Raw genomic sequence first — 22,550 nt, 5'->3', positions numbered from 1 at the left:
AAGCGGCCCTGTCGGTTCGGCCGCCGCTCCGGTATCATTCGGGGATGAATCAGATTTCTACCCCTCCGTTTGTCATTGGTGTCGCTGGCGGCAGCGGCAGCGGCAAGTCGACGGTGACCCAGCAAGTGCTGGCTTCCTTCGGCGCCGACATGGTGTCGGTCGTGATGCAGGACGATTACTACCGCGACCAGTCCGACCTTACCCCCGAAGTCCGCCGCAAGCAGAATTACGACCATCCCCAGGCCTTCGACTGGCCCCTGCTGGTGGAGCACGTCCATGCCCTGCGCAGCGGCGAGACGATTGCGATGCCGGAATACGATTTCACGATCGACAACCGCTCGAACAAGACGATTCCGGTGAAGCCGGCGCCCGTCATCGTGATCGAAGGCCTGTTCGCCCTCTACGACGCGGACTTGCGCAAGATGATGTCGCTGAAGATCTTCGTCGACACCGCCCCCGACGTCCGCTTCATCCGCCGCATGCAAAGGGATATCGTCGAACGCGGCCGTACGGTCGAGAGTATCGTCAACCAGTACCTGGAAACGGTACGTCCGATGCACAAGCAGTTCATCGAGCCGACCAAGCGCCACGCCGACGTCATCCTGCCCCACGGCGCCAACGGCCCGGCGGTCGATGTCATTACCACCAAGGTGGCGAGCGTCATCGGCCAGTTGAAGCGGCCTTGATGTTCCGATCGTTCCTGCTCAGAACACTTTGAAAGCAAGGTAGGCGCACAAGGCCGCCACCACGACCCCGAGAAGCAGATAGAGCTTCCAGTATGAACGTTTCTCGGCGTAGGGGTCCCGCAGGCTGCGCGCCGCCCCTTCCGGCAGCCTGGCCATGCGGGTCAGCGCCGTGCCGAAGGGGATGCTGATGCGGGCCCGGGCATTCACCGCCCAGCCATTGGCGTCAAGGATGGGGCCCAGATTGCGGTTCTTCAGCTTGAAGAAGGCCATGGCCACCGAAGGCCCGGAAATCGACAGGAACAGGCCCACCACCGCCAGCGGCATCTGCCAGGCCTTCAGGCCCATGAAGCCCGTGACCACCGAGGCCAGGGCGGTGCCGATGGCGCCGACCGCGAGCCCGAGGGCGGCGAAGATGCCGGCGAAGCGTGCCGCATCGAAAGGCGTCGGCGCGGGCTTGGCCCCGGTGCCCACCTTTTTTTCGGCGTCGGTCACCAGCTTGGCCGTCATGTCGTCCACGCCCTTGGCCCGGGTGGCGGCGAACTTCTGCATCTGCTCGCCCGCCAGGCGGGTCGCCTTGCGATATGGCGCCCAGAAGGCCTGGTGGATACTGATGGGATGGTCCACGATCTTGGTGATGGTGGCGTCCCAATCCTTGCCGTCACGGTCATAGAAGATACCATTGCGGCCCACCATGAGCTGGTCCGAATCGCCGGCGGTAAAGGCCGCCGCGATGGTCATCTTCTGGCTTCCCCGCACACAGTCGCAATAGGCCAGGTACACCCCGGACAGGCTGGCCAGGATGCCGTGCCGGGACGGGTCCAGCACCTTGATGCAGAGATCGCAGCTGCGGCCGTCCAGGTAGAGGGTGCCGGCCTGGAAGATGGCCTTTTTGTCGCCGCCGCTATAGAAGTCCCGGAAGGAGACGAAATTGTTGGCCAGCTGTCCCAGGTCCCGCACATAGCGCACCAGGCGCTCGACTTCGGCAATAACGTTCGCTTCCGGGGCCAGCGCCAGATCCCGGGAGATGAGCTGGTCGATGGCGGTGCGGATGCCCGGGGCGAGGAATGCCTGCAGGAGGGAGATCTCGAGGCTGGCCAGCGGCGTTTCCGGACGGGCTGCCTGCCAGGCCTCGTAGGCGGCGAACTTATCCTTGAGATATTGCCACTCCTCGGCGCCCAGGCTGTCCCTGTCCCCCAGCAGGGGCTTTACCACCTGTTCCCGAAGGGCCGCCGCGGCTGCCGTCCATGCCGGATTGGCGCCGCCGCCCAGCGGCAGCTCGCCGCCGGCCTGGATATAGGCCATGGGCAGCGCCGCCAGGCCGGCATCCTCGGCCGTCAGGCTTCTGGCGCCGAGCGCGCGGATATCCTCCGGCGCGCCGTTCAGCAGGTCCCCCGCCCGAGGGTCGAACTCGGCCAGGCGGCAGCGAGTGAAATAATCGTCCGCCTTGGCGCGAATCGCGGCCAGGGCGGCGAAGGCGGTTTCGGTTTCGGCGCCCAAGGGGAGGAGGGCGGCGTCGTCTTGGGGATGGGACTGCCACGCGAGCCATGCCTGCGCCTCGGTGAAAAAGCGGTCGGCGAGCGCCTGGTCGATGCCCGCTTCGCCACAGCGATCCGGCACGCTGCCCAGGGTGTCCATGATGGCGGCGAGGACCGGCCGCAGCGCCTCGTCGCAGGCGGCGGCGGTGATGACGCCGTCGCCGTTGAAGGCCATGCCGGAGAAGATGCGGTCGCTGTCGCTGACATCCTCGACGCTGATCGCGTCGGTGCCGCCCTTGCCCAGGCTGTCCATGACATGGCGCGCCGAGGCCAGCAGGCGGTCGCCTTCTTCGCTGTCGGCGCGGATGGCGGCGAGCGGCAGTGGGCCGCCATTCGCCAAGGCATCGGGGGAAACCAGGCGGGCCGCCGCCCAATCGATGGCGGCGATCAGTTCCGGAGCCCGGATGTGGCCGTCGCCATCCATGTCCATCAGCGCCAGGGTCCGGCGGTCGAATTCCAGGCCCTGGACCGGGCAGGACAGGGCGACCCACAGCTTCTGGTCGAGCTGCCGGAGATGGACGAGGTCGGCACCCGTGTCGAGGCTGACCTGGGTGAAACCGCCGGCGTCGAAGAAGCGCCAGTTATGGCGGGAAACCGTTTCGGCTGCGGGCGTGGAGACGTCCTCCACATCCTCCAATAGGGAGGGGTTCAGGGGGGCGTTCATGAGGTGAAACGGGCGTGAACAAATGCCATGTCGAGTTTTGTCAGGCGAACGGCTCGGTGCACGAGCCTGTCGCCATCAGAGTAAGTCGCAATCAGAGTAAGTAATGGATAGTGCCTGGCGCTCTCATTTACCGCCGGCGAACTCGCCCATCATCTCGCCCAGGCGCACCGAGCGTTCCGGCGCCCACGCCGGATTGAAGTGAATGGTGTTGGCCTTGAACAGCATGACGATGGTGGAGCCGAGCAGGAAGCGGCCCATTTCCTCGCCCTTCTTGAGGACGATGTCCTGGTCGAGGTAAGACCATTCGCTGATCTTCTGCGGACGCTTCGGGTTCACCACGCCATGCCACACGGTCGCCATGCTGCCGACGATGGTGGCGCCGACCAGCACCATCACGAAGGGACCATATTCCGCCGACTCGAACACGCAGACCACGCGCTCGTTGCGGGCGAACAGGTTGGGCACGCCGCGCGCGGTGGTCGGGTTGACCGAGAACAGGGCGCCCGGCACGTAGATCATGCGGGTCAGGCGGCCGTCGCAAGGCATGTGCAGGCGGTGGTAATCCTTCGGCGACAGGTAGAGGTTGGCGAAGCTGCCGTGCTGGAACTGCCTGGCCAGTTCGGCATCGCCGCCGACCAGTTCGGTCGTGGTGAAGCGGTGACCCTTGGCTTGCAGGATGTGGTGGTCGTCGATGGCGCCGAACTGGCTGATGGCGCCGTCGACCGGGCAGACGAAGGCGGCATCCGCCAGCGGGCGGGCGCCGGCTTTCAGCGGACGGGTGAAGAAATCGTTGAAGCTGGTGTAGCTGCCGATGTCCGGATTCTCGGCCTCTTCCATGTTGACGCCGTACTTGCCGACGAACCAGCGGATCAGCCGGGTCGTGATCGAGCCGCCCTTGGCCCCGGCGACGCGGCCGGCGAAGGTCGTCAGGCGCTGCTTGGGCAGCAGGTATTGCGGCAGGACTTTAAGGCGATCGGACACGGTAAAAAACCTCGAATGAAAGATGACTGATTATAACGGGCAGCCTGCCCTCTGGGCCAAGTTGCATTTTGGCATCAATTTCAGTATGCATGCATATGACATTGATGCATACATATCAAAAATATTTACGCACTGGCAACAATAATCGGAAGAGCTGGTGGACAATGGCGGTCCATTTCAAATTGACCACATTGAACAGATCGCCATGCCAGCCCATCGTTTCCCTTTCCGTCTGAGCCTCGGTGCCGCCGCCGTCGCGGCCGCCCTGGCCAATCCCGCCTTTGCCCAGCAGGCACCGGTCTCGAAGGAGGCCGCGCCCGCCACCGAGGGCAAGGCGATCCAGCAGGTCGAAGTGAAGGGCGCCGCCGCGTCCTACGATCCGCGCCGCGACGATACCGCCAGCAAGATCGTCGTCAACAACGAAGAGATCGTCAAATACGGCGATACCAATGTGCTCGACGTGCTCAAGCGCGTGCCCGGCGTGACCGTCAGCAGCAGCGGCCGCGGCGGCGAGATCCGCATGCGCGGCCTCGGCAGCGGCTATACCCAGGTCCTGATCAACGGCGAGCGCGCTCCGCAAGGCTTCGACATCAGTTCGCTGTCGCCGGACGTGATCGAGCGCATCGAAGTGCTGCGCGCCGCCAGCGCCGAGTTCTCGACCCAGTCGATCGCCGGCACCATCAATATCGTGCTGAAGAAGGCGGTCAAGGCGGCCCAGCGCGAGCTGAAGATGGGCTACGGCCACGGCGCCGCCATGAACAGCCCGACCCTGAACCTGCAGCTGTCCGACAAGCTCGGTAAGCTGTCCTACTCCTTCGCGGCCAACGGCTTCCAGAACCGGTTTACCAACGATCCGGAAACCATCGAAACCTTCGTCAACACCGCCAACGCCATCACCGGCGTGCGCCGGAGCGAGACACCGCAGGATGCCCGCATCAGCGTGGTCAACCTGACGCCGCGCGTCAACTACAGCTTCGAGAATGGCGACACGTTGACCGCGCAAACTTTTGCCAACTGGGCAAACTTCATGCAGGCCGAAATGGGCAGCGTCGACACCCTGATGGGACCGCTGCCGGCTTACCCGCGGCTCGAACAGCGCATGACCAACCACAACCACGTGTTCCGCCAGGAGCTGAACTGGGTGCACAAGTTCGAATCCGGCGCCAAGCTGGACGCCAAGCTGAGCGGCCTGTATGTCGGCGCCGACAATGCGATGTACCGCTTCGGCAGCGGCAATCCGCAGGCCGCGCCGCTGCGCGCCTTCATCAAGTCGGACGTCGTCGTGCGCGGCCTGACCTCGACCGGCAAGTATACGAGCAGCCGCTTCGAAGGCCACGCGCTGGCCTTCGGCTGGGACGGCGGCTGGCAGGGCGGCGATGACGCCCGCCGCGAGCGCGATGCCGCCGCGCCGAACGTCCCGCTGCCGGGCGGCGACGAACTCTACGAGTCGACCGTCTCGCGCCTGGCGGTGTACGGCCAGGACGAGTGGAACGTGACCCCGGCCTGGTCGGTGTACCTGGGCGCGCGCTGGGAGGGCATCCGCACCTCGACCGAGGGCAACACCTACGCGCAAATCAAGAACCGCTCCTCGGTCCTCAGTCCGGTGGCGCAGACCCTGTACAAGCTGCCGGGCACCAAGGGCGACCAGGTGCGCCTGGCCGTGACCCGCACCTACAAGGCGCCGGGCCAGCAGCAGATCATCCCGCACCGCTTCACCTCGGTGAACAACAGCCAGACCGAACCGGATACGATCGGCAACCCGAACCTCAAGCCCGAACTGGCGCTGGGCATCGACGCCTCCTACGAGCACTACTGGGCCGAGGGCGCGCTGCTGTCGGCCAGCGTGTCGAGCCGCCGCATCACCGACTACACCCGCAACATGGTCGTGTTCGACGGCGCGCGCTGGGTCTCGACCCCGACCAACAACGGCAATGCGCGTACCTATGGCGTGGAACTGGAAGCCAAGTTCCCGCTGAAGGCCGTGATGGAGACCAAGACCAACCTCGACCTGCGCGCCAGCCTGTCGCGCAACTGGTCGACCGTCGACTCGGTGCCGGGCCCGGACAACCGCCTGGACGGCCAGACCCCGCTGTCCGCGACCCTCGGCGCCGATTACAAGACCGGCCCGCTGACCCTGGGCGGCAGCTATGTCTTCAAGAACGGCGGCTTCGTGCGCATCTCGGGCAACCAGATCAGCTACCAGTCGGTGCGCCGCGATCTAGACCTGTACGCGCTGTGGAAGTTCGATCCGAAACTGCAGCTGCGCGTGGCGACCGCCAACCTGCTGGCCCAGGACACCATCAGCCAGAGCAGCTACACGACGCCGGGCGTGGGCACCCAGACCAGCCGCACCCTGAATCCGGTGCACCGCAGCGTGCGCGCGACGCTGGAGATGAAGTTCTGAGCCCTGCCTGCGGCGCGGCTACTGGGAGTTGAACATGTCGCGGTGCAGCTGCCAGACGCCGTCGATCTTGCGCCAGGCGACCAGGTAGCGCCCTTCGGCGGCGAGGACCCGTTCGCCGTCCGCTGCCGCCGCATAGAGTGCGTAGCGTCCGACCTCGGTCGCGCGGGCATCGTCGCCGTCGACATCCTCGGTGGTGAAGCGGGCACCGGCGATGCCGTTGGCGAGGGCGCCGTCGAAGAAGGCGGCGATCGCTTCGCGGCCGCTGCAGGCCGGCGCGCCTTGCGGGATGAAGCGGGCATCCTCGGTGTAGAGGGAAGCGGCGCGACCGGCGTCGCGCGCGGCGATGGCGTCGGCAAGGCGGTCTTGCGCCGCCTGGATCTCGTCTTTCAGGGTCATGGGCTGTCCTTTCGATGTACGGGAATGACCCTGCCGATCATACGCCGCTTCGTTTTCTAAAAAAACAATTTTGCTTGCCTCGAAATTGCTTTAGGCTTAAAGTATCTCCCGGTACCCACCGTCCGATACTTTCTCCGGAGCCGCTTCATGACAAGCTCATTGGCAAGCCCTTCCGCAGCAGAAGCACACCTCTCGGCCCATGTCGACACCTTCGCGCGGGATCATCTCCCGCCGGTCGACGAGTGGCCGGATCTCTTATTCGATCTCCCCGAACTCCAGTACCCGGCGCGCCTGAACTGCGTGGCCGAACTGCTGGACCGCCATGTGGCGGAGGGGCGCGGCGAACGGCGCGCCATCCAGGGCGAGCATCATGCCTGGACCTATGCCGGCCTGCAGCGCCAGGTCGACCGCATCGCCCACGTGCTGCGCGCCGACATGGGCCTGGTGCCCGGCAACCGCGTGCTGCTGCGCGGCGCGAACTGTCCTTCGATGGCGGCGGCCGTCCTCGCCGTGCTGAAGGCCGGCCTGGTGGCGGTGCCGACCATGCCGCTGCTGCGCGCGAAAGAGCTGGGCGTCATCCTCGACAAGGCGCAGGTGAATGCGGTGCTGTGCGCGCGTGCGCTGGCCGGCGAGCTGGAACAGGTGGCGGGCCATCCGCCCACCGTGTACTTCGACGACCCGGACCATCCGGAAGGGCTGGAGGCGCGCATGGCACGCCATGACGCACCGTTCGCGGCGGTCGACACCGCGGCCGACGACGTCTGCCTGATCGGCTTCACGTCCGGCACCACCGGCGTGCCGAAGGGCACGATGCACTTCCACCGCGACGTGCTGGCCATCTGCGACTGCTTCCCGCCCCATGTCCTGCGTTCGGGCGCGGACGACGTCTTCATCGGCACGCCGCCGCTGGCCTTCACCTTCGGCCTGGGCGGCCTGCTGCTGTTCCCGCTGCGCGTGGGCGCGGCCGCGGTGCTGCTCGAGAAGCTCACGCCCGAGGGCCTGCTGGCGGCGATCGAACGCCACCGCGCCACCATCTGCTTCACGGCGCCGACCTTCTACCGACAGATGACGCCGCTGGTGCCGAAGTTCGACCTGTCCTCGCTGCGCAAGTGCGTGTCCGCCGGCGAGGCGCTGCCGCTGGCCACCCGCGACGCCTGGAAGGGCGCCACCGGCATCGACATGATCGACGGTATCGGCGCCACCGAGATCCTGCACATCTTCATCTCCGCCAGCGGCGACGACATCCGTCCCGGCGCCACCGGCAAGCCGGTGCCGGGCTATCGTGCCTGCATCCTCGATGCCGACGGCCGGCCGGCCGGGCCGGGCGTGATCGGGCGGCTGGCCGTCAAGGGACCGACCGGCTGCCGCTACCTGGCGGACGAGCGCCAGCGCAAGTATGTGCTGAACGGCTGGAACCTGACCGGCGACGCCTACGAAATGGATGCCGACGGCTACTTCTACTACCGCGCGCGCACCGACGACATGATCATCTCGGCCGGCTACAACATCGCCGGCGCCGAGGTCGAGGACGTGCTGCTGCGCCATCCCGCGGTGGCGGAATGCGGCGTGGTCGGACGCGCCGACGAGGAGCGCGGCCAGATCGTCGAAGCCCATGTGGTGCTGAAGCCGGGCTTCGATCCTTCGCCCGAACTGGTGCGCGAACTGCAGGACTTCGCCAAGCAGCACATCGCGCCCTACAAGTATCCGCGCGCCGTGCGCTTCGCCGACAGGCTGCCGCGCACCGAGACGGGCAAGCTGCAGCGTTTCAAGCTTCGCGAATCCTGAGCATCTACTGTGAGCATCGTATGAATATCGTTTGCATCGGCGGCGGCCCCGCCGGCCTGTATTTCGGCCTGCTGATGAAAAAGCAGAACCCGGCACACCGCATCGTCGTGGTCGAGCGCAACCGGCCCTACGATACCTTCGGCTGGGGCGTGGTGTTCTCCGACCAGACCCTGGGCAACCTGGTGGCCAGCGACGAGCCGACCGCGCGCTCCATCCTGCAGGCCTTCAACCACTGGGACGACATCGACGTCTTTTATAAAGGCGTGCGCGTCACCTCGGGCGGCCACGGCTTCTGCGGCATCGGCCGCAAGCGCCTGCTCAATATCCTGCAGCAGCGCTGCGAGGAGCTGGGCGTGGAGCTGGTGTTCGAGACCGAGGTCCAGGACGACCAGGCCATCGCCGCCCTCTACGACGCCGACCTGGTGATCGCCGCCGATGGCCTGAACAGCCGCATCCGCACCCGCTACGCCGAGGATTACCGGCCCTCGGTCGAGACGCGTCGCTGCCGCTTCGTGTGGCTGGGCACGAAGAAGAAGTTCGACGCCTTCACCTTCGTGTTCAAGGAAACGGAATTCGGCTGGTTCCAGGCCCACATCTACCAGTTCGACGGCGATACCTCGACCTTCATCGTCGAGACCCCGGACGAGGTGTGGCGCAAGGCCGGCCTGGCCGACATGTCGCAGGAAGAGGGCATCGCCTTCTGCGAGCGCCTGTTCGCCGAACACCTGGACGGCCACGCGCTGATGTCGAACGCCCGCCACCAGCGCGGATCAAGCGTCTGGATCGCCTTCCCGCGCATCGTCTGCGAGCAGTGGGTGCACTGGAACGGCGACGTGCCTGTGGTGTTGATGGGCGATGCCGCTCATACGGCCCACTTCTCGATCGGTTCCGGCACCAAGCTTGCGCTGGAAGACGCGATCGAGCTGGCGCGCTGTTTTGATGCGCACAAGGGCGACCTGCGCGCTCAGCTGACCAATGCGCTCGACGCCTACCAGGCCAGCCGCTCGGTCGAGGTGCTGAAGATCCAGTCCGCGGCCCGCAATTCGATGGAATGGTTCGAGAACGTGGACCGCTACAGCGCGCTGGAAGCCGAGCAGTTCGCCTACTCGATGCTGACCCGCAGCCAGCGCATCTCGCACGAGAACCTGCGCCTGCGCGACCGCGGCTATGTGTCGCGCTTCGAGGACTGGTTCGCGCGGCGCGCCTGCGCCGAGGCCGGCGTCGAACTGCCCGCCGGCGCCCACGTGCCGCCGATGCTCACGCCGTTCAAAATGCGCGACGTGCTGCTGAAGAACCGCATCGTGGTCTCGCCGATGGCCCAGTATTCGGCGGTCGACGGCGTGCCGGGCGACTATCACCTGGTCCACCTGGGCGCGCGGGCGCTGGGCGGGGCCGCGCTGGTGATGGCCGAGATGACCTGCGTGTCGGCCGATGCCCGCATCACCCCGGCCTGCCCGGGCATGTATGCGCCCGAGCACACGGCGACGTGGAAGCGCATCGTCGACTTCGTGCACGGCCAGAGCGATGCGAAGATCGGCCTTCAACTGGGCCACGCCGGCGCCAAGGGCTCGACCCGCGCGATGTGGGACGGCATCGACCAGCCGCTGCCAAGCGGGAACTGGCCGCTGATCTCGGCCTCGGAACAGCAGTACTTGCCGGGCATCTCGCAACTGGCACGCGCGGCGACGGCGGAAGACCTGGACCGCGTCGAAGCCGACTTCGTGCGCGCCACCCTGGCGGCCGAGAAGGCCGGCTTCGACTGGCTGGAGCTGCACTGCGCCCACGGCTACTTCCTGTCGTCCTTCATCTCGCCGCTGACCAACCGGCGCGGCGACGAATACGGCGGCAGCCTGGAGAACCGCTGCCGCTATCCGCTGCGCGTGTTCCGCGCGATGCGCGCCGTCTGGCCTACGGGTAAGCCGATCAGCGTGCGCATCTCGGCCCACGACTGGGTCGAAGGCGGCATCACGCCGGAAGACGCGGTGCAGATCGCCCGCCTGTTCAAGGATGCCGGCGCCGACATGATCGACTGCTCGTCCGGCCAGGTGAGCAAGCAGGAGAAGCCGCTGTTCGGCCGCATGTACCAGACGCCGTTCGCCGACCGCATCCGCAACGAAGCCGGCATCCCGGCCATCGCCGTGGGTTCGATCTTCGAGGCCGACCACGCCAACAGCATCATCGCCGCCGGCCGCGCCGACCTGTGCGCGGTGGGCCGGCCGCACCTGGCGAATCCGGCGTGGACGCTCACCGAAGCGGCGAAGATCGGCTTCTCCGCCATCGCCTGGCCCAAGCAGTACCTGGCCGGCAAGGCGCAGATGGAACGCAACCTGGAGCGCGAACGCCAGCTGGCGGCCGCGAACACGGGCCTGTCGCCGCAGCAGATCGCGGCAAAACTGCTGGAGGGCTGATGGACGCGCTGGAGGGAAAACATGCGGTCGTGACGGGCGCCAGCCGGGGCATCGGCCTGGCGATCGCCCGCGCGCTCCAGGCCCAGGGTGCGCGCGTGACCCTGATGGCGCGCGATGCCGCGGCGCTGAAAGCGGCGGCGGCCGGCCTGGGCGGCGCGACCGGATGGCAGGCGATCGACGTCGCCGACGCCGCCGGCGTGGCCGCGGCCTTCGCCGGCGCGGGCCGGGTCGACATCCTGGTCAACAACGCGGGCCAGGCCGCGTCGGCGCCTTTCATGAAGACCGATGAAGCGCTGTGGCAGCGCATGCTGGAGGTGAACATGAGCGGCGCCTACCACTGCATCCAGGCGGCGCTGCCCGGCATGCTGGACGCGGGCTGGGGGCGCATCGTCAACGTCGCCTCGACCGCCGGCCTGACCGGCTACCGCTACGTTGCCGCCTATTGCGCGGCCAAGCACGGGCTGGTCGGCCTGACGCGGGCGCTGGCGCTGGAACTGGCGGCCAAGGGCGTCACCGTGAACGCGGTCTGCCCCGGCTATACCGAGACCGACATCGTGCAGGAAGCCGTCGCCAATATCGTGCGCAAGACCGGCCGCAGCGAGGAACAGGCGCGCGCCGAACTGGCCGCCGGCAATCCGCAGGGACGGCTGGTGCGGCCGGAAGAGGTGGCGCATGCGGTGGCCATGCTGTGCCTGCCGGCGGCGGCGGCCATGAACGGCCAGTCCATCGCGGTGGCCGGCGGGGAGGTCATGTGAAGGCCCAGCTCGACCTGACCGCGCGCCTGACCGGCGAGCACCACCAGGCGCTCAAGCTGTGGCTGCGCATGCTCGCCTGCACGGTGCGGGTCGAGGACGTCATCCGCAGCCGCCTGCGCACCAGCTTCGGCATCACCCTGCCGCGCTTCGACCTGATGGCCCAGCTGGAGCGGCATCCGGACGGGCTGCGCATGGGCGAGCTGTCCAAGCGCATGATGGTCACCGGCGGCAACGTCACCGGCATCGTCGACCAGCTCGAGCGCGAGCATCTGGTGGCGCGGGTGCCGGATCCGCAGGATGGCCGTGCCTTCGTGGTCACCCTGACGCCGGACGGGCGCAAGGCCTTCGCCGCGATGGCCGAAGTGCACGAAGGCTGGGTGGCGGACCTGTTCCGCGACATTCCCGCCGCCGACAAGGCCAGGATGATCGCGCTGCTCGACACCATGAAGCAGCACCTGAACGATCAAGACGACACAGACGACAAGCAATAGGAGCACATCATGCGTTACCTGCAGGGCGAACCGCATTCGCTGCCGCGCAACCGCAATACCCTGGCCGATTACCGCGCCGAGCACTTTCTGTACGAGGTTAGCGACGGTGTTGCCACCATCACCCTCAACCGGCCGGAGCGCAAGAATCCGCTGACCTTCGATTCCTACGCCGAGCTGCGCGACCTGTTCCGCGCCTTGGCCTACGCGGACGACGTGAAAGCCGTGGTCATCCTCGGCGCCGGCGGCAATTTCTGCTCGGGCGGCGACGTCCACGAGATCATCGGCCCGCTCACCAAGCTCGACATGCCGGGCCTGCTGGCCTTCACCCGCATGACGGGCGACACCGTGAAGGCGATGCGCGCCTGCCCGCAGCCCATCGTCGCCGCGGTGGACGGCGTCTGCGCGGGCGCCGGCGCGATCCTGGCGATGGCCTCCGACATGCGCTTCGCCACCGCCCGCACCAAGACCGCCTTCCTGTTCACGCGGGTCGGCCTGGCTGGCTGCGACATGGGCGCCTGCTCGATCCTGCCGCGCCTGATCGGCCAGGGCCGCGCGGCCGAGCTGCTGTACACCGGCCGCTCGATGACGGCGGAAGAGGGCGAGCGCTGGGGCTTCTACAACCGCCTGTGCGCGCCGGAAGACCTGCTGGCGGAAGCCCGACAGCTTGCGGGCGGCCTGGCCGGCGGCCCGACCTTCGCCCACGGCATGACCAAGAAGATGCTGCAGCAGGAGTGGAACATGGGCATCGACGAAGCCATCGAAGCCGAGGCCCAGGCCCAGGCCATCTGCATGGCGACCAACGACTTCCACCGCGCCTACCACGCCTTCGTGGCCAAGCAGACCCCCGATTTCGAAGGAGACTGAGATGGCCGACAAGTCCTACTTGCAGTGGCCTTTCTTCGACGGCCGCCACGCCGACCTCGAAACGGCGCTCGACCGCTGGGCCTCCGAGCACGTACGCGGCCTGCACGGGCATGACGTCGACGCCGATTGCCGTCAGCTGGTGCGCCTGCTGGGCGAGGGCGGCTGGCTGCGCCATGCGATCGCCGGCGAGTCCCAGGCCATCGACACGCGCGCCATCTGCCTGATCCGCGAGACCCTGGCGCGCCATAACGGCCTGGCCGATTTCGCCTTTGCGATGCAGGGCCTGGGTTCGGGCGCGATCAGCCTGTTCGGCACGGCGGCGCAGCGCGAGCACTACCTGCCGCGCGTCGCCCGCGGCGATGCGATCGCGGCCTTCGCCCTGTCCGAACCGCAGGCCGGTTCCGACGTCGCGGCCATGCAATGCGCCGCGCGGCTGGACGGCGACGCCTATGTGCTGGACGGCGAGAAGACCTGGATCTCGAACGGCGGCATCGCCGACTTCTATGTCGTCTTTGCCCGCACCGGCGAGGCGCCGGGCGCGCGCGGCATCAGCGCCTTCATCGTCGACGCCGGCACGCCGGGCTTCGAGATCGCCGAACGCATCGAGGTGATCGCGCCGCACCCGCTCGCGCGCCTGCGCTTCGACGGTTGCAGGATACCCGCCACCCAGCGCATCGGCGATGCCGGCCAGGGCTTCAAGGTGGCGATGGCGACCCTGGACGTGTTCCGCACCTCGGTGGCCGCCGCCGCGCTGGGCTTCGCACGGCGCGCCTTCGAGGAGGCGCTGGCGCATGCGACTTCGCGCCGGATGTTCGGCCAGCACCTGTCCGACTTCCAGCTCACGCAGGCCAAGCTGGCCCAGATGGCGACCCGGATCGACGCCAGCGCGCTGCTGACCTACCGCGCCGCCTGGCAGCGCGACCGCGGGCAGAAGGTGACCAAGGAGGCGGCGATGGCCAAGATGACGGCCACCGAATCGGCCCAGCAGGTGATCGACGCCGCGGTGCAGATGTTCGGCGGCCTGGGCGTCACCAGCGGCCACCCGGCCGAGCAGCTCTACCGCGAGATCCGCGCCCTGCGCATCTACGAGGGCGCCACCGAAGTACAGCAACTGATCATCGCGCGCGAACTGCTGCGCGAAGCGAAGGAAGAAGGAAAACACGCATGATGGACATCCTCCAACCCCAGGGCTGGCCGCGGCCGCGCGGCTATTCGAACGGCGTCGCCGCGAGCGGCCGCCAGATCTTCGTGAGCGGCATGATCGGCTGGAATGCCGGCGGCCATTTCGAGAGCGACGATTTCGCCATCCAGGCGCGCCAGGCCCTGCTCAACATCGTCGAGGTGCTGCGCGAGGCCGGCGCCGAACCGCGCCACATCGTGCGCATGACCTGGTATGTGGTCGACAAGCGCGAATACCTGGCCGCCTCGGAAGCGCTGGGCGCGGCCTACCGCGAGATCATCGGCAAGCACTTTCCTGCAATGACGGCGGTCGAAGTGCGGGCCCTGATCGAGGACCGGGCCCGCGTGGAGATCGAGGTGACGGCGGTGCTGCCGGAAGCCTGAATGTGCCCGACAGTCCGCGATCAAGCCGTTGCGGACGTCTCGGCACTCCTCAGGAACGCGCAGACGCCAGGGGCTTGGTGTCTGGGTATCGCATCAAGAACGAATGGATGGCCTGTTCAGGCAGGTTGATCAGAATCGTTCCACTGCTGTCCCAGCACGCGATCTCGAACATGGCTCCTGCTAGCTGCGGCGCCGGTTCCGTACCGTTCCAATACCGCGGATTGTCCTCGACGTATGGCGCTGGAGCAGGTATTGGACGAAGCCCTTTGGGTACTGCGCTGAATACCGCCCAGATAAACTGGACCTCATAGGCACGCAGAAAGGCTGCAAGCTCGTCGCCAATGAACCATTGGTCATCCGGCGAGAACCCTGGTGGTCTCCAGTTCGTTTCGATGTCGCTGACGTACCAGTCATAGTCTTGTGGCGCAATGTTGGCGGCTTCAAACACGTCGCGCATATTCGTGTACCAGCGAACCTGGTCGGATTTTTCAAGGATGATGTTCTTCATGGGCTCCTCGATACTCGAACGTTGAGAGACCGCGTTTGGCGGTTTGGGAAGCAACGGCTGGGTCTGCTGTCGACCCAGCCTGTGTAAAAACGTGAAATCGAGCTGCAGGGCCAGCTACTGCAATGATTCAGTTAATTGTGGAGTGCCAGGACGGACTGTGGCGCCCCGTGACCTCTGTCCGAAGCCTTCGGTCGTCCGAGTAAGCGAAGCCTCCATCGCAAGTGAAAACGATGTAGAAAATGGGCATAGGCCCGGATCGCTTCCCGCATGCCAGTGACGCCGAGAACCGCTATCAATCTCCGGAAATTATAGGCGAGCACGTGCAGACTCATCTCGGTTGCGACGCGCTCCAATCCTTTCGTTAGGAAATGTGTCGCCCCCATCCAGGACTTGATCGTCCCGTACGGATGCTCGACTGAGGAACGCCGAATTCGCATGGCATCAGGATTCTGCTCCAGGCGCATCTGCATCTCGTCGAGCACATCTTGATGCTCCCAGCGAGACACTCGCCGTTGCGCACTCGGCGTGCACTTGTCCTTGAGGTGGCAGCCCTTGCAGTTTGAGCTCCAGTACCGATGCAGCTTCATGCCTTTTTCGACGCTTGCGAAACGCCATATCAGGGATTCGTCTGCCGGGCAGCGATACTCGTTCTTTAATGGGTCGTAAATGAAGTCGGTCTTGTCGAATCGGCCGTCAGCCTTGGCCCCCGAGGTTTTCGTAGGAGGCACCAAGACTGAGATGCCAGCCTCATGACAGGCAAGGATTTCTTCGCCCTTGAAGTACCCGCGATCGGCGATTGCTGTCAGTGTCGTAGTACCCATTGCAGCCCGGGCTTTCTTGGTCATGCCTGACAATTGGTCGCGGTCGCTGCCATTATTGGTCACCTCATACTCAACGATCAAATGATGCTTGGCGTCGACTGCGGTCTGCACGTTGTAGCCGACAATTCCCGAACCGCGCGTCATCATCGAGCGCGAGTCCGGATCAGTGAGCGAAATCTGCGTTTCCCCAGTCTCTATAAGCTTCGCTTCAATTTCCTTGAGCGTCGCCATTTGAGATTTCATCGCTGCGATCTTGTCGTTGAGACGAACGCTTTTCGATTGTGCAGTGACCGGCTCCTGCCGGTCAACGGTATCGAGTTCTGCCAGATAGCGACCGATATTCGCTTCGACCTCCGCCATCCTGCGCTTGAGTTTTGCATCGGTAAAATTGCGGTCGCTGCTGTTGACGGCCTTGAATTTGCTGCCGTCGATAGCGACGACTGCATCCGAAAACAGATCCAGCTGCTGGCACAGCGCGACGAACTGCCGGCAGACCTTGCCAATCGCTTTGCCATTATCTTTTCGGAAGTTCGCTATCGTCTTGAAATCGGGCGCCAAGCGTCCCGTGAGCCACATCAGCTCAACGTTGCGCTGGGCCTCGCGCTCAAGCCGCCGGCTCGATTGAATACGATTGAGGTAGCCGCAAATGTAGAGCTTGAGCAGCACGGCGGGATGGTAAGCCGGTCTTCCAGTCTTGGCGGGGTGCACGCGCTCGAATCCAAGGCTGGAAAGATCGAGTTCTTCAACAAATACGGCCGATTGCGGACAGTCACGACACCTCATGGGATTTTTACTTTAGCAACATATTATGCCGAGGCGACGGTCTGAAGCTTGTCAATCCGAACCTTCACTGATCCAGGACTGCGACACACCGATTTCTCTGCTCTAGCGTTCTACATGTATGATTCACACGCTCGGCCTTGAGCCTTGCAGTGTTTGCAACCGATGCTGAAGTGCGTCACCCGAAATGGTGGCAAGTCGGCGGAGTGCCGGGCGCGATGAAAAACGTTTGAAAAGCAACGATGAGAAGCATTTTACCTATCTGTTCAACACCAGCGCTGATAGCTGCGTTGGCGCTGTCCCTTGCAGCCTGCTCGACAACAAAAGTTCAGCCAGCGAAAGCTGGTGGGCGCTATTACCTCAATGATGGTCCACCAAAAGGCGTAACGCAGGCGCAGATTGATGCAGTCAAGGAGCCAGTGCCTAGAACAGAGCGGTTTGTCTCTGGTACGCTCAAGCCTTACGTTGCTATGGGAAACAGCTACCGGCCGATGAACAAGTTAATGCCCTACCATGCGCGTGGCGTGGCAAGCTGGTATGGAACCCGTTATCACGGATTGCCGACGGCAAGTGGTGAACTCTACGACGTAATGAAGCTCACGGCAGCGCATCCGCTCCTTCCCATCCCTTCTTATGTCAGGGTTACCAACGTCGAGAACGGTCGAACGCTAATCGTTCGCGTTAACGACCGCGGCCCGTTCCTCTCTGACAGGATCATTGATCTATCGTACGCGGCCGCAGCCAAGCTCGGCTATGCAGCGAAAGGCAGCGCGCTGGTCGAGATCGACGTAATCCTGCCATAAGGCTCTGGTACATTTGAGACAGGCCTCGCCTGAGTGAGCTGAAAAACAATCATCGACGTTTCGCTTGGACTGTGAATGGCCTAGTTATCGCTGGAACATCAAAGAGCCCAGAGCGGCTGGCTAAAGTCTTTTGACGGCCTGCGGGTCAGGTCTGCTCTCGACCCAGAACCGGACGTCCAAATAAAAGGCCGCAATGACACCTGAGCGCGAAAGGGAGTACAACGAGCTGTTGGGCTACGTAAGACTTTTTGCGACCGCTGTTTGGCAGATTGATCCTGCTTCTGGAATTCACCCAGCGGACGTGATCAATGGAATTGCCCAGCAATTCGGGAGGTCAAAAGCGCTTGTTGGGCTGCGCCAAGCAGCGAACGACACTATCGAAGGTTACGGCAGGCGGGACAGCGAAAGGATGAGCGCAACGAGAAGAGGCGGGCTTGCCGGCGCTGCGGAACCGCCGCCGATGAAAAAGCGCGAACATGACAAGCGAAAGCCGCCCGGGGATCGTTGGAACGGCTGTGCAATCGAGCGGTTCCTCGCATGAGGAAGGACAGAAAACTCGCCCCGCTAATGCCGACCTCTAGCGGTTTTTGAAGATATGCGCACGATGGTACTCCAGGTAATGTCGTTGCTTTCGGTTGAACGGCCCCGCCGACTGAACCGATGCCAGCCCCCACAGACGGATCACGGAACGCTCCAACGTACGCGAAAAGACGACCCGACCGTCGGCCTCGAACGTCAGATAGCCTTGATCGAACAAGTGGTCGACATGGGGGCTGAGCAACAGGCCATTGTTACCGTCGAGCCTTTCCGCATCGGTGCTGTCACGCCACGGTTTGATGTGACTTGCTCGCAGGTGCTTCACTGCACTCAGGCCGGTAAGGCGACATGCCTTTTCAATTTGCTGAAGCCTTTTACGGAATAGTCCTTGGCCGACCCGTGCCATGGCCAGTTGCTCGCTCTCGGTCGCACCTAGCGCGGAATTCGAGGCGAGCCTTAACGGGATGAATTCGTCTTCCGCCCAGTGTAGCGGACTCTCGATCGGAACTGCCGGCGTTACCGCGGTGGGCCTGCGATATGCGGCAGTTGGGGCCGCGTTAGCCGATGCCAGAGGCGAGACCGGTAAAGTGGATGCCGTGGCCGGAGCTGGATCGGCTGCAGCTAGGCTGGAAGCTGGCTGCATCGCCGCTTGGCCGCGCGCCACCGCCGCCTTCGTCCGCTCAGCCGGCGGTACAACCAGTGCAGCTTGCGCCACAGGCATCGCCTTGCGTTCCGGCAACAACTGCGCGCTCAGTTGGTGCGCACGCCCCTCGTACTCGGCGTTGAGAATAGCCGCCGCTTTCATCATCTTCCCCGTCGGCGCACCGAGCAGGCGCGGTTGCCATTCGAACGCGATGGCGCGATTCTTCGATACCATTGAACGGTGATCGTAAAACTCCATGCGCGGTTTGCACGACGTGAATCGTTCCAGCTGGTACGGACTGAATACCACGGCGCCCTGCAATACGGGACTCCAACTCCTGCCAACCCGCCAGTGCGCCAGCCTACGGGAGCCACGCATGGCGATGCAGGCATCGTCGATGAATTTGAAGACATCACGGCTGCCCTGTACGTCCAACATGAGAAACCCGATATCGCATTCCAGCAGAAAGGTTGGATGTTCTCGAATCTGGGCGGACCTGGCCTTGCCGCGTAATGACTGGACCCACTTGAACGCCAGATCCACGTTTTCGAAGATCCTCCTGGCCGGGATAGCGTCTCTCTGTGCAATGTCCGGCTGCGAAAACTTGACGCATACGGTTACCTCGAGAACCACATGCACTTTCTCGATGCAGGCCGCGTTCAGGAAAAAAGGCTCGCGCTTCGTTTTCGGGGTTTCAATATTTGCAGCGATCACGTTCAGCCATTTGTTGGGGCACGCATTGCTCCTGTTGCGTGCCGTTTCGTTCTGCACTACCGGCGAGCAGCCAGCACCGTCATACAGGACGCCTTGCCAGGCGTCGCCGCCTCGCATGCAAATGCCCTGTAGAGTAATGCCATCATAAACGGAATAACTGGCGGCGACACGTATCATGTTGCGCGCTGCCAGAACGTCTCAAAGGCCGAGTCGATCGTTCCCTCGGTGCTCTGGTACGGTTTTAACGCACCGCGGCCACAACCACGAAGCAGTCCTGCATGGTGATGGAAAACGTGCTACCGGCCGTCCGGCTCCTGACCACAGGGTTTCGCTGCCCCCTACTGAGCGAATCGGGTGATCGAGGAGAACTATGCAACCGATATACTCAAAAACAAGGCCGTACTATAGCCGCGGCTTCGATCCAGATGCAGGAGCACGACGCCTAAGACATGGTTGATAGTAGCAAGGTCCACTTTGGGTCGGCTCCTGCCTGTTGTGACAGCCGGTGAGCTTCCACTCGGACAAGGTGCTATGCTGGGTCAACCGGCCGGGCACGGCCAGGAGCCGCCGGTGACTAATGCGCCCATCGCACCAAGGATGAACACATCCAGTGACTGGGTATCCTATGGTTGACAATACAAGGGAGCACCATGATGTCCGCCCTTACTATGGCGACGCAGCAACCAAAGCGAACCTTGCTACGTGTCTTGGGACTAGGTTTCGGCATCGCCGTAGTTGTTGGCGGAATGATAGGGGCCGGGATACTGCGGACGCCAGGGTCCGTTGCTGCGCAGTTGCACAGTCAATGGATGGTTTACGTCGTATGGGCAGTGGGTGGTTTGTACGCACTTGTTGCAGTGAACAGCTTTGCCGAACTTGCAACTTGCATTCCCAAGGCGGGTGGAGGTTACGTATATGTGAGGAGAACATACGGCGCGTTCCCAGGGTTTGTCGCCGGGTGGAATGACTTTGTCATCAACACAATCGCCATCGCCTATCTTTCCGTTGCGGGAGGCGAGCTTCTTGGCGTACTCATTCCTAGATTAGAAGGTAGCGAGAACCTGCTCGCCCCTATCATGGTCCTGGCGTTCGGAATATTGCATTCGTTCGGCATGCGCACCAGCAGCCTTGCTCAGCAAATATCCAGCTTGCTTAAGGTGTTGCTGCTTGCTGGCCTGATCGTTGCTGCGCTCCTTGCCAGCAGTCCGCCAGCAAACGCCATGGTTAAGGTGGCCGCCGTTACAACGAGCACCGAGAGTTTGCTCGTTAGCTTTGCGGCTGCCGTCGTTGCCACGCAAATGGTAATGGAAACGTATGCCGGCTGGAACTCCAGCTGCTATTTTTCAGAAGAAACGACTGATCCTGGAAGGACACTACCTCGGGCAATGTTCACTGGCGTGCTGATCGTCATTGCCATGTACCTACTTGTCCAGATGGCGCTTCTGCATGTTCTGACTCTTGAGGAGCTCGGCGCTTCCAAATTTCCAACGTCGGACGCCATGGCCAAGGTGTTCGGCGAGAAAGCACGCACCGGTGTCATTGTTCTCGGGTTGATTGCAATCTCAGGGATCATCAATACCATGATTTTGTACACCCCGCGAACCGTCTACGCAATGGCTCGGGACGGTCTCCTTAGCGACCGCGCGACCTACGTTACAGCGGGGGGTACGCCGTTGGTTGCACTGTGGGTGACGGCTGCAATGGCGACATTCTTTTCAGCTTCGGGCTCTTTTGAAACCTTGCTCGCGATTGCCGCCTTTTTAGGGCTGATCGGAGACGTCCTTTGCTATGCGGCGCTGTTCATATTGAGAATAAAAGAGCCTGACTTGCCTCGGCCTTTCTGTGCAATTGGCTACCCATATATCCCTTGCGGGATTTTCATTGTCGCTTGCATTTTGGTAGTCATTTATTTGGCCGGGAATACCCTGCCAAGCCTGGCGGGTGTGGCAGTTCTGCTCGGCGCTTATCCAGTCTTCCGATACGTGTCGAAGTCGGTCAAAGAGCCGCGACAAGAGCGCAAAAACACGAACTAACGGCGGTAGCGGAACGTCCGGTCCGGTCCGGGTCCCGCCTGTCGTGACACTCCGGGATTTTTCTGCTTCGGCGAACTGCTATCCTAGTTCACCGGCCGGGTCCGGCCAGGAGCAGCCGATAGCAAACGCCCTCGCTTATGCAGTTGCGATCTGGAAATTTTTGCAAATTTCATGCGAGAATCAAGACTTTATTATCAACATCACGGTAGCAAACTTCTGAGCCGTGATTGATCGCGAAAAGGATTCTCATGAAAAAAGGTTTCACTGCTCTCGCTGCCACTATCATTCTAATCTGCGCACCTGTTTTCGGCCATGCTACGCCGCCGGCATCCTCCGATCCAATTGTTGTCACGGCAACCAGGGAGCTGTTGGCGACGATGAAGGCTCGGGAGATAGTAACGAGCATGCTGGCACAAATCGAGCAGCAGATGCATTCTTCGAAAGTAGTTGGAGAAGGAAGCGCCATCATTGCTAAGGCCAACCTGACGCAGAAGCAGAAAGCAGAAGAGATTAAAAAAGCAAACACACGAATCAAGGCGCTTAATGCCAGGACCCATGCCGTACTTTCCGATCCTGCCTTTATCGATGACCTGATCGAAGAATTGGTGCCCCTGTATGCCGAAACATATACCTTGGACGAGATCCGTCAGCTAACCGCTTTCTATGCTTCCCCACTTGGCCAAAAGATGCAGGCGAGTGCACCTTCATTGATGATTCGGAGCATGGAAATCAGCCGCTGGTTCCTCCATACGCGTCTGCCGATCACATCGGTAGAGAACAATCAGGGGCCTGCCACCAAATAAGGCTGAAGACGACGCAAGTATTCAATAGCCAGCTCAACTCACTTTGGGTCGACTGCTGCCCTACATTGAACGACCGAGATCGGCCTATTGTGTTGAAAAACTCCCCTTGATGGCAGCTCCGTCAGCGCCTACCGTTATCTAAGTAGAGCGCGAAGACGGAGGCCGAGATGATGGGACGTCAGGCAACGAAGCGGGAACTGTTCGTCATGATCAGTCTAGACGAATACGTTCCCGAAGACCATCTGCTGAGAGCGGTGGACCGGTATCTCGATCTGAGCGAGTTTCGCGAGAACTTGGCTGAGTCATACAGCCATACCGGTCGGCCATCAGTCGATCCCGAGCTCATGGCCCGCATGCTGATCATCGGTTACTGCTA

At 63.2% G+C, this 22,550-nt stretch carries 19 protein-coding genes and 1 pseudogene; 14 read left to right on the top strand and 6 right to left on the bottom strand.

Going from position 1 to position 22,550, the window contains the following annotated elements:
• Window positions 1-44 precede the first annotated feature (44 nt).
• Window positions 45-686, top strand: a complete 642-nt coding sequence (gene udk, locus AC1DOQ_RS12575; RefSeq protein ID WP_477364134.1) for a uridine kinase — start codon at window positions 45-47, stop codon at window positions 684-686.
• 18 nt (window positions 687-704) lie between these two features.
• On the opposite strand, the gene AC1DOQ_RS12570 is transcribed toward udk, so the two are convergent.
• Complete coding sequence (locus AC1DOQ_RS12570; protein ID WP_477364131.1) at window positions 705-2,885, bottom strand: hypothetical protein; 2,181 nt, start codon at window positions 2,883-2,885, stop codon at window positions 705-707.
• Window positions 2,886-3,008: 123 nt separating this feature from the next.
• Window positions 3,009-3,866 carry an archaetidylserine decarboxylase gene (gene asd / locus AC1DOQ_RS12565; protein ID WP_477364128.1) on the bottom strand — a complete coding sequence of 286 codons (858 nt, stop codon included), beginning with the start codon at window positions 3,864-3,866 and terminating at the stop codon, window positions 3,009-3,011.
• 205 nt (window positions 3,867-4,071) lie between these two features.
• Here asd and AC1DOQ_RS12560 point away from each other — a divergent pair, with 205 nt between their 5' ends.
• Complete coding sequence (locus AC1DOQ_RS12560; protein ID WP_477364125.1) at window positions 4,072-6,270, top strand: TonB-dependent receptor plug domain-containing protein; 2,199 nt, start codon at window positions 4,072-4,074, stop codon at window positions 6,268-6,270.
• Window positions 6,271-6,288: 18 nt separating this feature from the next.
• On the opposite strand, the gene AC1DOQ_RS12555 is transcribed toward AC1DOQ_RS12560, so the two are convergent.
• Window positions 6,289-6,666 carry a YybH family protein gene (locus tag AC1DOQ_RS12555; protein WP_477364122.1) on the bottom strand — a complete coding sequence of 126 codons (378 nt, stop codon included), beginning with the start codon at window positions 6,664-6,666 and terminating at the stop codon, window positions 6,289-6,291.
• Window positions 6,667-6,813: 147 nt separating this feature from the next.
• Between AC1DOQ_RS12555 and AC1DOQ_RS12550 the strand changes: the two genes are divergently transcribed.
• From AC1DOQ_RS12550 to AC1DOQ_RS12520, 7 genes are read left to right on the top strand one after another with little or no spacing between them, the layout of a single operon-like run.
• The gene (locus AC1DOQ_RS12550) at window positions 6,814-8,451 is read left to right on the top strand and encodes an AMP-binding protein (RefSeq protein ID WP_477364119.1); all 1,638 of its coding nucleotides are present in this window, start codon (window positions 6,814-6,816) and stop codon (window positions 8,449-8,451) included.
• A 20-nt stretch (window positions 8,452-8,471) separates the two neighbouring features.
• Window positions 8,472-10,859: a bifunctional salicylyl-CoA 5-hydroxylase/oxidoreductase gene (locus AC1DOQ_RS12545; RefSeq protein ID WP_477364116.1), complete on the top strand. Its 2,388-nt coding sequence runs from the start codon at window positions 8,472-8,474 to the stop codon at window positions 10,857-10,859.
• Window positions 10,859-11,614, top strand: a complete 756-nt coding sequence (locus AC1DOQ_RS12540) for an SDR family NAD(P)-dependent oxidoreductase (RefSeq protein WP_477364113.1) — start codon at window positions 10,859-10,861, stop codon at window positions 11,612-11,614. The genes AC1DOQ_RS12545 and AC1DOQ_RS12540 overlap by 1 nt, the downstream gene beginning before the upstream one ends.
• A complete protein-coding gene (locus AC1DOQ_RS12535) occupies window positions 11,611-12,105 on the top strand; it encodes a MarR family winged helix-turn-helix transcriptional regulator (protein ID WP_477364110.1) in 495 nt (164 codons plus the stop codon). Before AC1DOQ_RS12540 ends, AC1DOQ_RS12535 begins: the two co-directional genes overlap by 4 nt.
• Before the next feature lie 9 nt (window positions 12,106-12,114).
• Entirely contained in the window at window positions 12,115-12,969 is an 855-nt protein-coding gene (locus tag AC1DOQ_RS12530; protein ID WP_477364107.1) for an enoyl-CoA hydratase family protein, read from the top strand.
• Between the two features lies 1 nt (window position 12,970).
• Entirely contained in the window at window positions 12,971-14,137 is a 1,167-nt protein-coding gene (locus AC1DOQ_RS12525; RefSeq protein ID WP_477364104.1) for an acyl-CoA dehydrogenase family protein, read from the top strand.
• Entirely contained in the window at window positions 14,137-14,532 is a 396-nt protein-coding gene (locus tag AC1DOQ_RS12520) for a RidA family protein (protein WP_477364553.1), read from the top strand. The genes AC1DOQ_RS12525 and AC1DOQ_RS12520 overlap by 1 nt, the downstream gene beginning before the upstream one ends.
• Before the next feature lie 49 nt (window positions 14,533-14,581).
• Here AC1DOQ_RS12520 and AC1DOQ_RS12515 read toward each other — a convergent pair whose 3' ends face one another.
• Both AC1DOQ_RS12515 and AC1DOQ_RS12510 read right to left on the bottom strand, forming a co-directional pair.
• Window positions 14,582-15,040 carry a hypothetical protein gene (locus AC1DOQ_RS12515; protein WP_477364101.1) on the bottom strand — a complete coding sequence of 153 codons (459 nt, stop codon included), beginning with the start codon at window positions 15,038-15,040 and terminating at the stop codon, window positions 14,582-14,584.
• A gap of 248 nt (window positions 15,041-15,288) precedes the next feature.
• Window positions 15,289-16,650: pseudogene (locus tag AC1DOQ_RS12510) on the bottom strand (IS1182 family transposase); the annotation flags it as partial.
• 233 nt (window positions 16,651-16,883) lie between these two features.
• On the opposite strand from AC1DOQ_RS12510, the gene AC1DOQ_RS12505 reads away from it, so the two are divergent.
• Entirely contained in the window at window positions 16,884-17,444 is a 561-nt protein-coding gene (locus AC1DOQ_RS12505) for a septal ring lytic transglycosylase RlpA family protein (RefSeq protein WP_477364099.1), read from the top strand.
• Between the two features lie 193 nt (window positions 17,445-17,637).
• Window positions 17,638-17,985 (top strand): hypothetical protein, encoded by a 348-nt coding sequence (locus AC1DOQ_RS12500; RefSeq protein WP_477364096.1) that lies wholly within the window; start codon window positions 17,638-17,640, stop codon window positions 17,983-17,985.
• A 36-nt stretch (window positions 17,986-18,021) separates the two neighbouring features.
• On the opposite strand, the gene AC1DOQ_RS12495 is transcribed toward AC1DOQ_RS12500, so the two are convergent.
• Window positions 18,022-19,515 carry an HNH endonuclease gene (locus AC1DOQ_RS12495; RefSeq protein ID WP_477364093.1) on the bottom strand — a complete coding sequence of 498 codons (1,494 nt, stop codon included), beginning with the start codon at window positions 19,513-19,515 and terminating at the stop codon, window positions 18,022-18,024.
• A gap of 473 nt (window positions 19,516-19,988) precedes the next feature.
• On the opposite strand from AC1DOQ_RS12495, the gene AC1DOQ_RS12490 reads away from it, so the two are divergent.
• The 3 genes from AC1DOQ_RS12490 to AC1DOQ_RS12480 form a co-directional block, all read left to right on the top strand.
• A complete protein-coding gene (locus AC1DOQ_RS12490) occupies window positions 19,989-21,371 on the top strand; it encodes an APC family permease (RefSeq protein WP_477364090.1) in 1,383 nt (460 codons plus the stop codon).
• Window positions 21,372-21,619: 248 nt separating this feature from the next.
• Entirely contained in the window at window positions 21,620-22,174 is a 555-nt protein-coding gene (locus AC1DOQ_RS12485; protein WP_477364087.1) for a DUF2059 domain-containing protein, read from the top strand.
• 167 nt (window positions 22,175-22,341) lie between these two features.
• On the top strand, window positions 22,342-22,550 hold a 209-nt coding region (locus AC1DOQ_RS12480; protein ID WP_477364084.1), incomplete at its 3' end, for a transposase.

The sequence above is a fragment of the Massilia sp. 01N417 genome, assembly GCF_056399645.1.
The sequence above is the reverse complement of the archived record's forward strand: the minus strand, read 5'-3'. Positions and strand labels throughout refer to the sequence as shown.

What these genes read in the sequence shown, in the direction of transcription:
- udk (WP_477364134.1), top strand. Translation starts at nt 45, where the DNA reads ATGAATCAGATTTCTACCCCTCCGTTTGTCATTGGTGTCGCTGGCGGC.
- AC1DOQ_RS12570 (WP_477364131.1), bottom strand. Translation starts at nt 2,885, where the DNA reads ATGAACGCCCCCCTGAACCCCTCCCTATTGGAGGATGTGGAGGACGTC.
- AC1DOQ_RS12560 (WP_477364125.1), top strand. Translation starts at nt 4,072, where the DNA reads ATGCCAGCCCATCGTTTCCCTTTCCGTCTGAGCCTCGGTGCCGCCGCC.
- AC1DOQ_RS12555 (WP_477364122.1), bottom strand. Translation starts at nt 6,666, where the DNA reads ATGACCCTGAAAGACGAGATCCAGGCGGCGCAAGACCGCCTTGCCGAC.
- AC1DOQ_RS12550 (WP_477364119.1), top strand. Translation starts at nt 6,814, where the DNA reads ATGACAAGCTCATTGGCAAGCCCTTCCGCAGCAGAAGCACACCTCTCG.
- AC1DOQ_RS12545 (WP_477364116.1), top strand. Translation starts at nt 8,472, where the DNA reads ATGAATATCGTTTGCATCGGCGGCGGCCCCGCCGGCCTGTATTTCGGC.
- AC1DOQ_RS12540 (WP_477364113.1), top strand. Translation starts at nt 10,859, where the DNA reads ATGGACGCGCTGGAGGGAAAACATGCGGTCGTGACGGGCGCCAGCCGG.
- AC1DOQ_RS12530 (WP_477364107.1), top strand. Translation starts at nt 12,115, where the DNA reads ATGCGTTACCTGCAGGGCGAACCGCATTCGCTGCCGCGCAACCGCAAT.
- AC1DOQ_RS12525 (WP_477364104.1), top strand. Translation starts at nt 12,971, where the DNA reads ATGGCCGACAAGTCCTACTTGCAGTGGCCTTTCTTCGACGGCCGCCAC.
- AC1DOQ_RS12520 (WP_477364553.1), top strand. Translation starts at nt 14,137, where the DNA reads ATGGACATCCTCCAACCCCAGGGCTGGCCGCGGCCGCGCGGCTATTCG.
- AC1DOQ_RS12515 (WP_477364101.1), bottom strand. Translation starts at nt 15,040, where the DNA reads ATGAAGAACATCATCCTTGAAAAATCCGACCAGGTTCGCTGGTACACG.
- AC1DOQ_RS12505 (WP_477364099.1), top strand. Translation starts at nt 16,884, where the DNA reads ATGAGAAGCATTTTACCTATCTGTTCAACACCAGCGCTGATAGCTGCG.
- AC1DOQ_RS12500 (WP_477364096.1), top strand. Translation starts at nt 17,638, where the DNA reads ATGACACCTGAGCGCGAAAGGGAGTACAACGAGCTGTTGGGCTACGTA.
- AC1DOQ_RS12495 (WP_477364093.1), bottom strand. Translation starts at nt 19,515, where the DNA reads ATGATACGTGTCGCCGCCAGTTATTCCGTTTATGATGGCATTACTCTA.
- AC1DOQ_RS12490 (WP_477364090.1), top strand. Translation starts at nt 19,989, where the DNA reads ATGATGTCCGCCCTTACTATGGCGACGCAGCAACCAAAGCGAACCTTG.
- AC1DOQ_RS12485 (WP_477364087.1), top strand. Translation starts at nt 21,620, where the DNA reads ATGAAAAAAGGTTTCACTGCTCTCGCTGCCACTATCATTCTAATCTGC.